Below are 13620 nucleotides of genomic sequence, written 5' to 3'. Positions count from 1 at the left end.
GCTGCCGGTCAGCTCGTGCGTCCCTTGGCGTCGAAGCCCTTCATCCGCTCCAGCACCTGGTCGGCGGTCGGGTTGGGCATGTCGTCGACGATCCGGCCGTCGGCGAGGAAGATCACGCGGTCCGCGTAGGAGGCGGCGACCGGGTCGTGCGTCACCATCACCACGGTCTGGCCCAGTTCACGTACGGAGTTGCGCAGGAAGCCGAGCACCTCGGCGCCGGAGCGCGAGTCGAGGTTGCCGGTGGGCTCGTCGGCGAAGATGATCTCGGGCCGGGAGGCCAGCGCGCGGGCGACCGCGACGCGCTGCTGCTGGCCGCCGGAGAGCTGGCTGGGGCGGTGCTTGAGGCGGCCGGCCAGGCCGACGGTCTCCACGACGCGGTCCAGCCAGGCGCGGTCCGGCTTCCGGCCGGCGATGTCCATCGGCAGCGTGATGTTCTCCAGGGCGGTCAGCGTGGGCAGCAGGTTGAACGCCTGGAAGACGAAGCCGATCTTGTCGCGCCGCAGCTGGGTGAGCTTCTTGTCCTTCAGACCGGTCAGTTCGACCTCGCCTATCCGGGCCGAGCCGCCGGAGATCGAGTCCAGCCCGGCCATGCAGTGCATCAGCGTGGACTTGCCGGACCCGGAGGGGCCCATGATCGCGGTGAACTCGGCCTGGCGGAAGTCGACGGAGACGGCGTCCAGGGCGACCACCTGGGTCTCGCCCTGTCCGTAGACCTTGGAGAGATCCGTGGCGCGGGCGGCCACCGCGGTGCTGCGGGGGGCGGAGTAGACGCCGGAGGGAATGGTGGTCACGGGGGAGGGCTCCTGTCGGACGAGGGATCAGCCGATCCGGGGTGGCCGCACGGGCCGGGATGAGGACAGTTCCATCGTGGGTCAGGAAAGGCGGCACGGACGTCAACCCCTGTGCCCGTCCTGCGCTATCCCTGGGTCGCATCCGCGGGCCGCGCGGTCATCCCTGGGGAGGAGAGGAGCCCTGATACCCGGCCCGGCCGCGCGGGCCGCGGCGGAGGGTCCGCGGGGAGCCCGGCGGGGCTGCGGGGCGTACGGCGACTTTCCGTCAATTCGGGCACGTATTTCATCCCGGGCGCCGCCGGGGAGGCGGGCGAAAGGCATGTGTCGGGGGCCTGCACCGGGCGCTGATGCGCCCTCAGTTGCCAATAAAATAAGACAACCTCGGGATGCGCGGCCGAACCGCGTGGTGCGCTGCGGGCTACGCTCGTGCTGCCCTCATTGGGGTGGCCATGGGAGACCCTGGCCCGGATGGTGGAATGCAGACACGGCGAGCTTAAACCTCGCTGGCCTACGGGCCGTGCCGGTTCAAGTCCGGCTCCGGGCACAGATCGATAGCGACCGCACGCGTGAGTTCGGCGGAATCTCGAATTCCTGCCCGGTCGCGGGCATTGCGGGCATATGACGACCATTTTCTTTTGAATCCCGCACCGGGGTGTGACCCGTGCCGCACCCGCCCGGCGATCCGCTCCGGCCGGGCGCCGCGGGCGCGTCCCCGGACATACGAGGAGGGGCCCCGGCGAAAGCCGGGGCCCCTCCTCCTGACCGGACGGTGTCCGGTCAGCGGTCCACGAGCGCGAACAGATTTTCCCAGCGGCCGACGATCTCGTCGGTGGAGAACCGCTGGATGTTCTCGCGTGCCGCCTGTCCCATGGTGTCCCGGAGGTCCTTGTCGGACATCAGGGTGTCGAGGTGGCGGGCGAGCTCGGCGATATTGCCGGGCGGTGCCAGGAAGCCGTCCTCGCCGTCCGTGATGATCTCGTGGACACCCGGCGCGACATCGAAGGCCACACACGGCAGACCGGAGGCCATGGCCTCCATCGGCGCCAGCGGGAAGCCCTCACCGCGGGAGCTCAGCACGAACACCGACCCCTCGCGCAGCGCCCCGGGGACATCGCCGGTCCGGCCCATCCACTCGACGCTGCCGGTGATCCCCAGCTCCGCGGCCTGCTTGCGCAGCGCCGCCTCCTCCTCGCCGGAACCGTAGAGGCGCAGCGTCCAGTCCGGGTGGCGCGGTGCGGTCTGCGCCCAGGCTTCCAGGAGCAGGTCGACGCCCTTCTCCTCGTGCAGCCGGCCGATGCTCACCACGCGCTTCTTGGACCGGTCGGACGGGACCTCGGGGAAGAACGGCAGCGGATTCGGCATGAATCCGACATTGTCCATCCGCTGCCGGATCCAGTGATCGGCGTCCTCCCGGGTCAGCGTCAGCATCCGGTCGGTGTTCTTGTAGAACCGCTTGACACGCTGGAAGCGGGACGACTTGCGGCAGGTGGCGAACGACTCGTGGCTCATACCGATCACCGTCAGATCGGCGGTGTCGGCGAGCGCCACCCACTCCATCGCCCACACCTGGGTGACGATCAGCACACCGCCCGGCCCGGCCGCGCGGAACAGCGCGCTGAGCTTGGCCGCCTGCTCGTGCATCCCGGCCTCCCGGGCGGCGCGGCGGCGCTGCTCGACGAGGTTGAGCTTGTCCTTGAGCCCGCGCACCGGCCGGACGCTCGGCGGATGCTCGGCGTAGAGCGTGGTGGTCCGGTACGGCAGGTCGTCGCCCAGTTCGTGCACCCGTCCCGCGGGCGCCGGCACCACGCCGATGACGTGCACCCGGTGGCCCCGCTCACTGAACAGGCGCGCCATCTGGTGCGACCAACTGGTGATGCCGCCCATTTCGTTGAGGCTGTTGGAGACGAAGAAGATGTCCCGCGGCTCGACGGCGTTCGGCTTGCTCATCAACGGCTCCACTGCGCGAAGAACTGATTGACGATGCTCTGCGCAGCGTCACCCCGGTCGAATTCACCGAACTTCGCGACGAATTCCTGGCGGGCCGTCGCGTATTCCAGGGCCTGCGTATCCAGAGACTTGATGGCCTCGCAGAAATCGTCTTCGGTACGGACCACCGGGCCGGGCGCATGCGCCAGCAGATCGAAGTACGTGCCGCGGCCCTCGTGCACATATTCGTCGTAGTCGTAGGTGAAGAACACCAGCGGCCGGTCGAGAAGCGCGTAGTCGAACATCACCGAGGAGTAGTCCGTGACCAGGGCGTCGGCGAGTTCCAGCAGCGGCGTCACATCGTGGTGGGCCGATACGTCGATGACCCGGCCCTGCACGGTCGGCGGCAGGACGACGTGATTCAGGTAATGCGACCGTACGAGCAGGACATAGCGGTCACCGAATTCGTCGGCGAAGCGCTCCACGTCGAAGGGCAGCTCGAAACGGCCGTGCCGGCCGCCGGCCTTGCGGAAGGTCGGTGCGTACAGCAGCACGGTCTTGTCGTCCGGAATTCCCAGCTTGGCGGCGAGCGCCGAGCGCTCCCGGCGGCCGAGGGACTCTTCCTTCTGCCGGGCCCGGACCAGGGCGTCGTTGCGCGGGTAGCCCACCCGCAGCAGCGTCTTCTCCTGGAGCCGGAACGCCTTGGCCAGGGTCCGTACATCGTGCTCGGACCGGATCAGGAAGCGGTCGAAGCGGTCCAGGGAACGCTGCTGCTCCGCCTGCTGGCCGCGTGTCGTGGCCTTCAGCGACGGCTGGTCGAAACCCATCTTCTTGAGGGCCGAGCCGTGCCAGGTCTGGACATAGGTCGTCTCCGGGCGCTTGGTCAGCTTGAGCGGGTAGCTCTGGTTGTCCACCCAGAACTCGGCCTGCGCGAGCGCCTTGAGATACGGCAGCGACCACCGCTTCACGAGGGTGGCGTCCTTGGGGAACTCCTTCGGGGAGCCGCTGTACGACCAGATCGCCTCGAAGTCCAGCCCCTGCCGGCGCATCTCCTCGTAGAGGGCGCGCGGGCTGTCGCTGTACTGCTTGCCCAGGTGGCTCTCGAAGACGACGGTGCGCTTCTTGACGGGCAGCCGGCTGAACACCTCGTGGTAGAGGCGGAGCTTGTTGTCGCCGGAGGTGAGGGTCTTCCGCAGCGCCTTCGCCTTGCGGTAGCCGGTCTTGGCCAGCGCGCCGGGCTTGCCCTGCACACCGCGGGTGATCAGTTCCTGGACGCGCTCGCTGTTGGGGTTCTCGCTCACCAGCCGGAACGCGAGATGGCCCTTGGCCGAGATGTGCGGCGCGAAGTGGTCGGCGACCATCCGGGTCAGCCGCGGCCGCACCTGCACCGGGTCACCGGACAGATCGGTGTCGGCGACCGTGAGGCGGGTGGTGGTGCGCACCCCGTCGACGTCCAGCACCAGGCGGACGTCCCAGATGGTGTCGACGATGCCCAGCGGGCGCAGCCGCGCGGTGATGTCCGCCGCGGTCTCCCAGTGGACGGTGTCGCCCTCGTGCCGCAGTGCCCGGACCGGGAAGCGGAAGGACTGGAGGCTGCGCCGGCGGGCGCTGAACTCCAGCTCGCCCTTGAGCTTCGCGCCGGGCGGGATGACCCCGAGCGGGTTGGTGATCCGGCCGGCCAGCGACAGCGTGGTGCCGGACTCGGTGAACGAGGTGAGCTGGTTGCGCAGGAAGAGCCGGTTGACCGGCTTCTCGTGGTAGCCGACCTCGGTGACGTCCAGCACGGAGCGGCCGAAGGCGTCGTCGAAGTGGCCGTCGCACCAGTAGATCCGGCCGTCGTGCTCGGCGAGCGGCGAGGAGATCTTGTCGCGGTTGATGAGGGTGTCGACCGCCGGGATCAGGTTGTCCCAGTCGCCCTGCTGGAGCAGGTACGCGCAGATGGCCTGGATCGGCTGGACCCGCTCGTACGCCTCGGGCGCGATGTTCGCGAGGTACTCGCGGGAGAGCTCGGCGAACTCGCGGCGGTACGACTCGTCCCGGAAGGGCAGATCGCGCAGGTGCAGCACCAGGTCGTGCTTGAGGAACTTGACGTCCTTGGCGAGCTTCATCTCGGTCAGCCCGCGCTCTTCCAGCAGCGCGTCGATGCGCCGGTGGATCTCCAGCCGGTGCGTGTAGTTCGTCATCTCGTGCCGTCGGTTCGTCACCGACTTCACGGCGGCCTTGGCGAAGACGTGCCAGAAGTACACCTGATTGGGGATCAGCGTGATGCGCTTCGCCGCGAGATACGCGTCGGCGATGAACATCAGGTCCTCGTAGAACATCCCCTTGGGAAAGCGGAGATCGTTCTCGATGAGGAATTCCCGGCGATAGCACTTGTTCGTCGACAGGGTGTCCCAGACGAACAGGTCCGGCAGCTCCGTGACGGACTCCAGGGTGCGGGTGGTGGAGTACAGCCAGGAGTACCACTCGTCGCGCTTCTGGTTACGGGTGTCCTTGTGCAGCCGCACGCACAGCCCGGAAACGATGTCCGAGCCGGTCTCCTCGGCGGCCTCCAGCATGTTCCGGCACGCGTTGACCTCCAGGACGTCATCGCTGTCCAGGAACATCACGTACTGCCCCGTGGTGTGCTGGATACCGAGGTTGCGGGGCTCACCGCCGGCACCGCTGTTCTCCGGGAGCTGGAAGGCCCGCACCCGCCCGGGGTGCTCGGCGGCCAGGCGCTGCGCGACGTCGAAGGAACTGTCGGTGCTGCAATCGTCGACGATCACCACCTCGACGTCCCGGAGCGTCTGATCCAGTACGGACCGGACAGCGGTCGGCAACCGGTCGGCGTCGTTGTAGACGATGACGACTACTGAGACGTCAGGCACAGGCACCTCAACCCTCTTCTCGCTGCTGGTATCCCGCCAGAATAGCCTTATCCCTCCCTGTGACCCGTGGATCATTCGCGCTCGGATCGCTGCCCGTGGTGACGGAAGAGTGAGGTGGGGACGGGGTGCCGGGTGCGCGGTTCACGACCGCGGCGTCGGCCGCCGACGGGGCCGGCCGCCGGAGCTGCGTCCGGCTGGGAGAGAGGACGGGCCGTGCCGCGATTCGGTTGCGTTCCGGACAACTGATGGGCCATTTGTGGGCTTTTTCATGCCGGCTCGCCGGCTTTTCCGTGCGGGTTGACCGGCCGGGCACCTCTGCGCGTTCCCGTACGTACTCCACGTAGCTGATTCGCGCTCCGCGGTTCCGGGAAGTCAGGGGAAGATCCTGCTGGAGAAGTAGGGACGCGTCTTTGCCAAGCCATTACGCTTGCGTCAAGGCCGCGCAGGGCGGCCATGGAGGAGTGAGATGAGGAGCAGCAACCCGGTCTTCTCGCGACGGGGGTTCAGCCGCGACACCGGCTACGCGGGCTTCAACGCGCCGCCGCAGGCCGGGGGCCCCACCGCGACCCCGTACGCCGGTGCGAACCCGTACGCGACCAATCCCTACGCCCAGGGCCAGCAGAGCGCCACCCAGGCACCGCCGCAGTACACGCCGCAGACGCGCCCGATGACGATGGACGATGTCGTCGCGCGCACGGGCATGACGCTCGGCACGGTGATCGCGGGTGCGACCGTCGGCTGGCTCTTCCTGACCGAGAACCTCGGCTTCGCGATCGGCGCGGGCCTTGTCGCGATGGTGCTGGGCTTCGTCCAGTCCTTCAAGCGCAAGCCGTCGCCGGCACTGATCCTGACCTACGCGGCGCTGGAGGGCCTCTTCCTCGGCGCGCTCAGCGGGTTCATCAACGATCTGCCGAAGATGAACGGCGCCCCCATGCAGGCGGTGCTGGGCACCATGGCGGTGTTCGTCGCCATGCTCATCGCCTACAAGACCGGGATCGTCCGGGTCACCGCCCGCTTCACCCGCTTCGTGATGATCGCCGCCCTCGGCTTCGTGCTGCTGTCGATGGTCAACGTGCTGTTCATGGTGTTCGGCGGGGGTGACGGCCTCGGCTTCCGCAGCGGTGGCCTCGGCATCCTCTTCGGCATCGTGGGCGTGGTCCTCGGCGCGCTCTTCCTGGCGCTGGACTTCAAGCAGGTCGAGGACGGTATCGCCTACGGCGCGCCGCGTGAGGAGTCCTGGCTGGCGGCGTTCGGCCTGACCCTGACGCTGGTGTGGATCTACATGGAGATGCTGCGGCTGATCTCGATCCTGCGCGACTGACGAACCGGTCGGCACCGGGTCGTCCGAGCCGTGTCAGGAGGGACCGCGCGCGAGCGGTCGTAAAAAGGGTCCGCGGGCAGAATGCCCGCGGACCCTTCGGCGTCCCGGCCCGGCGTCGCGTGGTCAGCGCTTGCGGGCGGCGCGCCTGAGGTCGTGCTCGTGGACGATCGCCTTGGCATGTCCGTACGCGAGGTTGTGCGCGCCGCGCAGCCAGCTGACCCTTTCGTCGAAACGGAGGAGGGCGGGGCCTTCGTCAACGGTGCGGAGCCAGTCGGTGACTTCCCGGCCGGTGCACTGGGGGATACGGGAGAGCAGGTTCCGGTGGGTCTCCTCGGAGAAGAGCTGAGACATCGGCGCCTCCGGACGCGGTCGGTGCGGGTCCTTCAGCCCACCGTGCCCGAGCGTTCGGGCGTTGGCAACCACCCCGCGGTGGCGCATAGGCTCGCCAGGTGCTTGACGTGATGCCTTTGCAGAATGCCGTGGACGCCCTCGCCGACCGCCTCCGGGCGCTGCCGCAGAGCACCCTCGGCCGCGGCGCGGCGGCCGAAGGGCTCGCGCTGGCACGGGAACTGGCGGTGCGCGCGCAGCGGATCGAGTCCCCGGGGCGGGCGCCGTACACGCTGCCGGACGTCGGCATGTTCGCGGTCGGCGACCAGCTCGCGGTGGCCGGCCACGACCTCGTCGAGGCGCTGCGGGACGCGGACGCGACCCCGGCCGAGGACGCGAAATGGGTCCCCGCCGAGGAACTGGCCCAGGCCGTGCGGCGGGTCCGGGAGGCGGCGGAGCGCGTCTAGTGCCGTGACCGGCGATGTTCGCCCCGTGCGGAGCGCCGTCCGGTGCGTGCGATCGCAAGGCGGCCGGAAGTCCTTGCAGCGGAGCTACCAGGACTTCCGGCCAACGCGGCGAGCGTGCGTGCTGGGCGGCGCGACGGGGCAGAGCTCGCCGGGAGGGGGACCAGCCAGGGCGTGACGTCGGCGCGTCGCCCGTACCGCGGGGCCCGGCACGGCAGCGCGGGCCGGGCGCGCGCGGTACGGCCGGTTTCCGCTCCGTCCGCCGCGCCCTGCCGGGTCAGAGCGAGGCGATGACGCGGTCGGCCAGGATGTAGACGCTCTCCTGGCGGCCCTCGCCCCAGGCGAAGGTCAGGGCGTACGCGCCGGAGATGCCGGAGCCGCCCAGCAGCACCGGGCGATGGCCCGCGCGCAGTGCGGCGCCGACGCTCTCGGCGGTCTCGCGGTGCCCGGGGGTCAGACAGAGCGTGGTGCCGTCGGTGAAGACATAGACGTCCAGCGTGCCCAGCGGGCCGGGGCGGACGTCCGCGAGCGGGGTGCCCTGCCGGGACAGCTCCTCCAGGCGCGCGACGGTGCGCTCGTGGTCGCCGATGACGGGGGTGGGGGAGAACTCCGGGTGCGAGGGGTGACGCCGGCGGGCGGCGGCCAGCTCCGCGGACTCGGCCTCCTCGACGGGCCCGAACTCCGGGCCGTCCAGGGCCTCCAGGGCCTCGACGGACTCCAGCGCGCCCATCGGCTCCAGGGCGTCCGGGCCCAGCAGCGGTTCCAGACCGGCCAGGTCCGCCTGCCGGGGCAGGAACGGCTGGCCGTCGAGCCGGTCCAGGTCGAGCCGCTCGGACAGTTCGCGCCCGTCCGCGCGGGCGTCCAGCGGGCTCTCCTCGCCGAGGCCGATCAGCCCGCCGAGCAGGGACGGCGCGTCGGCGGCGTCCCGGGCCTCCTGGGCGGCCCAGAACGCGCGGGCCTCGGCCAGTTCGCGCTCCCGCTCCTCGGCCAGCGCGTCCGCGACGGCGGCACGTATATCGGCGAGCGGTGTCTCGGCGACCGGGGTGGCGCGGGCGGCCGGGATGGCCGCCCCGGCGGCGGTGGCGGTGGTGGTGGTGGTGGTGTCCGTGCGGGCGGCGACCAGCTCGGCGTGCAGGTCGGTGAGCTGGCGGCGCAGCGCGCGGACGGTGTGCAGGGCCGCCGCGCCCAGCGCCACGGCGAGGGCCGCGGCCAGTAGCAGGACGAGGGTGATGAGGCTCATGCGTCCTCCCCGCTTCGCTCGACTGCCCCGTAGGCGCGGGGCGCGCACCTGTTTGTGGTTCCCTCGACGCGCTCGCTCACTGGCGTACTCCTGATAGCAGAATGTCCCCCGACTTCCTACCTCAGCCTGACGGTCGACGGCGACCGTTCACAGTGCGCTTTGTCCTGAAATGGGTGGGGCTTTGGGCCCGGTGCGCCCCGGGGCCCCCCTTTTGACCTGCGAGAACACGGCTCCCCCAGGTGATTGGTCACAATCCTGGGGGAGATTCGGTCGCGATCTTGTTACTTGGGTGACGCGCATCACGCGGGGTCGCTGTGCGTGCCTGGACGGGAGCGAAGGGTGTATACGGAGGGGGAGTTGGGGCCGTACGTCGCGTCCGGCCGCTCTTCCCTTCCCGCCCCTGCCGCCCTCCCCGGCCCTCCGCTGCGGCTCAGCCGCACGGGTTCGTCGGTCGGGCTCCTGGCCGCGCGTTCGTCGGTCGGGCTTCGCTTCGCTTGCGCTGCGGGCAGGTGCCGGGCACTCGTTCCTCGCACCCGGCCCCTACCCTCCGCTCCAGCTCAGCTCAGCCGCTCCAGCACCATCGCCATGCCCTGGCCGCCGCCCACGCACATCGTCTCCAGGGCGAACTGCTTGTCGTGCCACTGGAGGGAGTTGATCAGGGTGGTGGTGATGCGGGCGCCGGTCATGCCGAAGGGGTGGCCGACGGCGATGGCGCCGCCGTTGACGTTCAGGCGGTCCAGGTCGATGCCCAGGGCGCGGTAGGAGGGGATCACCTGGGCGGCGAACGCCTCGTTGATCTCGACCAGGTCGATGTCGGAGACCGACAGGCCGGCGCGGGCCAGCGCCTGCTTGGACGCCTCGACCGGGCCGTACCCCATGATCTCGGGGGAGAGGGCGGAGACGCCGGTGGAGACGATCCGGGCCAGCGGGGTCAGGCCCAGCTCGCGCGCCTTGGTGTCGGACATGATCACCAGCGCCGCGGCGCCGTCGTTCAGCGGGCAGCAGTTGCCGGCCGTCACCAGACCGTCGGGGCGGAAGACCGGCTTGAGGCCCTGGACACCCTCCATGCTGACCCCGGCCCGCGGGCCGTCGTCCTTGCTGACGACCGTGCCGTCGGGGAGCGTGACGGGGGTGATCTCCCGCTCCCAGAACCCGTCCTTGATCGCCTGCTCGGCGAGGTTCTGGGACCGTACGCCGAACTCGTCCATGTCCTGGCGGGTGATGCCCTTGAGGCGGGCGAGGTTCTCCGCGGTCTGGCCCATCGCGATGTACGCGTCCGGGACCAGGCCGTCGGCGCGCGGGTCGTGCCAGTCGGTGCCCCCCTGCTCGGCGCGGGCGGCGGTGCGGGCCTCGGCGTCGGCGAAGAGCGGGTTGTGGGTCTCCGGCAGGCCGTCGGAGCTGCCCTTGACCGAGCGGGAGACCATCTCGACGCCGGCCGAGATGAAGACATCGCCCTCGCCCGCCTTGATGGCGTGCATCGCCATCCGGGAGGTCTGGAGGGAGGACGAGCAGTAGCGGGTGACCGTACAGCCGGGGAGGTGGTCCATCCCCATCTGGACGGCCACGATCCGGCCGAGGTTGTGGCCCTGTTCGCCGCCGGGCAGTCCGCAGCCGAGCATCAGGTCGTCGATGTCGGCGGGGTCCAGCTCGGGGACCTTGGCGAGGGCGGTTTCGATGATCTTCGCGGTCAGGTCGTCGGGACGCAGCTCCTTGAGCGAGCCCTTGAAGGCGCGGCCGATCGGGGAACGGGCGGCTGAGACGATCACGGCTTCGGGCATCACGGCTCCTGGGGGCGGGAAGGGGGCGGACTGTGAGGGAAGTTACCCGTACGTAGTGCCGAGGTCACGGGGTGCGCGCTGTGATGCGGGACTCTTTTCTAAGCGGGCGCTTATGCGGGTGTGTGCGTGGCTGTGTGTAGGTGGCTGTGCGTGCGACGCGGACGTGGGTGCGGGGCGTCTACTGCGTCACCGGTGGACCCGGGGCGGTCTCCGCGGCCGGCAGCTGACGGCGCCTGCGGTGCTTGAGCAGCGCCCAGGGGGCGCGGGCGGCGGCCACCTCCGTACCGCCCTCGGCGGCGGCCTCCGCGGCCGCCTGCTCGACCGGCAGGATGTCCTCGTGGCGGGCCGGCTCCGGCCGTTCGTCCTCCGGCCACAGGCCGAGCGCCGCGCACAGCGTCGGCAGCATGGCCATCGCGGCGGTGGCGTAACCCTCCGCCGACGGATGGTAGTTGTCCGGGCCGAACAGCTCCCGCGGCCGCGCCTCGAACTCGGGGCCGAGCAGCGCCCCGAGCGAGACCGTCCGGCCGCCGCTCTCGACCACGCCGATCGTCTGGGCGGCCGCGAGCTGCCGGGAGAGCCGGCGGGCCACCCAGCGCAGCGGCTGGTAGACCGGCTCGATGGTGCCCAGGTCGGGGCAGGTGCCGACGACGACCTCGCAGCCCGCCGCGCGCAGGGTGCCCACCGCCTCGGACAGATGGTGTACGGACCGCGCGGGCGGCATCCGGCGGGTGACGTCGTTCGCGCCGATCATGATGACGCAGACGTCCGGGACCGCGTCACCGTCCGCCAGCAGCAGTGCCACCTGGCGCTCCAGATCGTCGGACCGGGCGCCGGGCAGCGCCACGTTGCGGAAGTCCACCGGCAGTTCGGCGAGCGCGGCCAGGCCGGAGGCGAGCAGCGCGCCCGGGGTCTGGTGGGCGCGGTGCACGCCCTGGCCGGCGGCGGTGGAGTCGCCGAGGAAGCCGAGCCGCAGCGGTGGCCGGTCGGTGCGGTGGCCGAAGGCGGCGCCGTAGCGGCCGTCGGCGCAGGGCGGCGTGTCGCTGGAGTTGCCGACCGTGCGGCGGGCCAGCCGGACCTCGGTCAGCAGCACCCCGGCGGCGGCGACACCGAGCAGCCCTATCCCGCCGCCGCCGACCGCGGCGGCGGTCGCGATCCGCCGTGCCACCCTCGCCCTGGACATCGTCATCGGCATAGGCCGGGCACCTTCCCGTGCTGTGCGTGCGCCGCGGCCGGGCCGGCCGCGGCGCTCCCCGATCGACGGGACTCCGGAGCCGGGCCCGTCCCCGGAGGCCGTACGCGATGCCCCTGCCCGGGGCCCGCGTGCGGCAGCCGTACCCGGCGGGTCTCCGCCGGCTCCGCGCCCGGACCCCGTGCTCCGCATCCGTACAACAGGTTGTTGCCCCGTCGGGCACGGAACGCAACGCACCGGACCTCTTCCGGGCACGGGCAATAGGCTGGTCGGATGGGCGCAGGACAGCGTGCCCCCGACCGCGGAGACCACCGTGCAGTTTTACGAATCGATGATTGAGCTTGTCGGCAATACCCCGCTGGTGCGGCTCAACAGCGTCACCAAAGGAATCCAGGCCACCGTCCTGGTGAAGGTCGAGTACTTCAATCCGGGCGGGTCCGTCAAGGACCGGATCGCGGTACGGATGATCGAGGCCGCCGAGCAGTCGGGCGAGTTGCAGCCGGGCGGCACCATCGTCGAGCCGACCTCCGGGAACACCGGTGTGGGGCTGGCGATCGTGGCCCAGCAAAAGGGCTACAAGTGCATTTTCGTGTGCCCCGACAAGGTGTCGACGGACAAGATCAATGTGCTGCGGGCGTACGGGGCGGAGGTGGTGGTCTGCCCGACCGCCGTGGACCCCGAGCACCCCGACTCGTACTACAACGTCTCCGACCGCCTGGTGCGCGAGACGCCCGGCGCCTGGAAGCCCGACCAGTACAGCAACCCGAACAACCCGCGCTCGCACTACGAGACCACCGGCCCCGAGCTGTGGGAGCAGACGGACGGACGGCTGACCCACTTCGTGGCGGGCGTCGGCACCGGCGGCACCATCAGCGGCACCGGCCGCTATCTGAAGGACGCCAGCGAGGGCCGGGTCAGGGTGATCGGCGCCGACCCGGAGGGCTCGGTCTACAGCGGTGGCTCCGGGCGCCCGTATCTGATCGAGGGCGTCGGCGAGGACTTCTGGCCGACCGCGTACGACCGTACGGTCGCGGACGAGATCGTGGCGGTCTCGGACAAGGACGCCTTCCAGATGACCCGGCGGCTGGCCAAGGAGGAGGGGCTGCTGGTCGGCGGCTCCTGCGGGATGGCGGTGGTGGCCGGTCTGGAGGTCGCCGCGCGGCTCGGCCCGGACGATGTGGTGGTCGTCCTGCTGCCGGACAGCGGCCGTGGCTACCTCTCCAAGATCTTCAATGACGAGTGGATGGCCGACTACGGCTTCCTGGAGGAGAGCGGCACCGCGGCGCGGGTGAGCGATGTGCTCCAGCACAAGGAGGGCGCACTGCCCTCGCTCGTGCACATGCACCCGGAGGAGACGGTCGGCGAGGCGATCGAGGTGCTGCGCGAGTACGGCGTCTCGCAGATGCCGATCGTCAAGCCGGGCGCCGGGCACCCCGATGTGATGGCCGCCGAGGTCGTCGGCTCGGTGGTCGAGCGCGAGCTGCTGGACGCCCTGTTCACCCAGCGCGCGTCGCTCGGCGACCCCCTGGAGAAGCACATGTGCCCGCCGCTGCCGCAGGTCGGCTCGGGCGAGCCGGTCGCCGATCTGATGGCGGTCCTGGAGGGCGCCGACGCGGCGGTCGTCCTGGTCGAGGGGAAGCCGAAGGGCGTGGTGAGCCGCCAGGACCTGCTGGCCTTTCTGGCGCGGGCGGTCAAGTAGGCGGGTTGCCGGGCG

General features: G+C 70.6%; 10 protein-coding genes and 1 tRNA gene. 4 read left to right on the top strand and 7 right to left on the bottom strand.

Annotated elements, in window-relative coordinates; translation table 11 throughout:
• Nucleotides 1-8: 8 nt before the first annotated feature.
• Nucleotides 9-791: an ABC transporter ATP-binding protein gene (locus ACLJWH_RS03140; protein WP_411139984.1), complete on the bottom strand. Its 783-nt coding sequence runs from the start codon at nucleotides 789-791 to the stop codon at nucleotides 9-11.
• Between the two features lie 462 nt (nucleotides 792-1253).
• Between ACLJWH_RS03140 and ACLJWH_RS03135 the strand changes: the two genes are divergently transcribed.
• A tRNA-Leu gene (locus ACLJWH_RS03135) sits at nucleotides 1254-1335 on the top strand.
• Nucleotides 1336-1568: 233 nt separating this feature from the next.
• Here the strand turns inward: ACLJWH_RS03135 and ACLJWH_RS03130 are convergent.
• Complete coding sequence (locus ACLJWH_RS03130; RefSeq protein WP_411139983.1) at nucleotides 1569-2738, bottom strand: glycosyltransferase family 4 protein; 1170 nt, start codon at nucleotides 2736-2738, stop codon at nucleotides 1569-1571.
• Nucleotides 2738-5587, bottom strand: coding sequence for a CDP-glycerol glycerophosphotransferase family protein (locus ACLJWH_RS03125; protein ID WP_411140411.1), 2850 nt, complete (start codon nucleotides 5585-5587; stop codon nucleotides 2738-2740). The genes ACLJWH_RS03130 and ACLJWH_RS03125 overlap by 1 nt, the downstream gene beginning before the upstream one ends.
• A 466-nt stretch (nucleotides 5588-6053) precedes the next feature.
• On the opposite strand from ACLJWH_RS03125, the gene ACLJWH_RS03120 reads away from it, so the two are divergent.
• On the top strand, nucleotides 6054-6908 hold the full coding sequence (locus ACLJWH_RS03120; protein WP_411139982.1) for a Bax inhibitor-1/YccA family protein: 855 nt from the start codon (nucleotides 6054-6056) through the stop codon (nucleotides 6906-6908).
• 123 nt (nucleotides 6909-7031) lie between these two features.
• Here the strand turns inward: ACLJWH_RS03120 and ACLJWH_RS03115 are convergent, their stop codons facing one another.
• On the bottom strand, nucleotides 7032-7259 hold the full coding sequence (locus ACLJWH_RS03115) for a DUF4287 domain-containing protein (RefSeq protein WP_411139981.1): 228 nt from the start codon (nucleotides 7257-7259) through the stop codon (nucleotides 7032-7034).
• Between the two features lie 110 nt (nucleotides 7260-7369).
• On the opposite strand from ACLJWH_RS03115, the gene ACLJWH_RS03110 reads away from it, so the two are divergent.
• Nucleotides 7370-7702 (top strand): hypothetical protein, encoded by a 333-nt coding sequence (locus tag ACLJWH_RS03110; RefSeq protein WP_411139980.1) that lies wholly within the window; start codon nucleotides 7370-7372, stop codon nucleotides 7700-7702.
• Nucleotides 7703-7976: 274 nt separating this feature from the next.
• Here the strand turns inward: ACLJWH_RS03110 and ACLJWH_RS03105 are convergent, their stop codons facing one another.
• The 3 genes from ACLJWH_RS03105 to ACLJWH_RS03095 all read right to left on the bottom strand — a co-directional run bounded on the left by ACLJWH_RS03105 (nucleotide 7977) and on the right by ACLJWH_RS03095 (nucleotide 11909).
• A complete protein-coding gene (locus ACLJWH_RS03105) occupies nucleotides 7977-8939 on the bottom strand; it encodes a hypothetical protein (protein ID WP_411139979.1) in 963 nt (320 codons plus the stop codon).
• Nucleotides 8940-9496: 557 nt separating this feature from the next.
• Nucleotides 9497-10717, bottom strand: a complete 1221-nt coding sequence (locus tag ACLJWH_RS03100; protein ID WP_411139978.1) for an acetyl-CoA C-acetyltransferase — start codon at nucleotides 10715-10717, stop codon at nucleotides 9497-9499.
• Between the two features lie 178 nt (nucleotides 10718-10895).
• On the bottom strand, nucleotides 10896-11909 hold the full coding sequence (locus tag ACLJWH_RS03095; RefSeq protein WP_411139977.1) for an SGNH/GDSL hydrolase family protein: 1014 nt from the start codon (nucleotides 11907-11909) through the stop codon (nucleotides 10896-10898).
• 310 nt (nucleotides 11910-12219) lie between these two features.
• Here ACLJWH_RS03095 and ACLJWH_RS03090 point away from each other — a divergent pair, with 310 nt between their 5' ends.
• Nucleotides 12220-13605 carry a cystathionine beta-synthase gene (locus tag ACLJWH_RS03090; protein ID WP_411139976.1) on the top strand — a complete coding sequence of 462 codons (1386 nt, stop codon included), beginning with the start codon at nucleotides 12220-12222 and terminating at the stop codon, nucleotides 13603-13605.
• Nucleotides 13606-13620 lie beyond the last annotated feature (15 nt).

The organism is Streptomyces sp. x-80 (assembly GCF_046549095.1).
GTDB lineage: Bacteria > Actinomycetota > Actinomycetes > Streptomycetales > Streptomycetaceae > Streptomyces > Streptomyces celluloflavus.
Note: the sequence above shows the minus strand (reverse complement) of the source record. Positions and strands in the feature narration are given on the sequence as shown.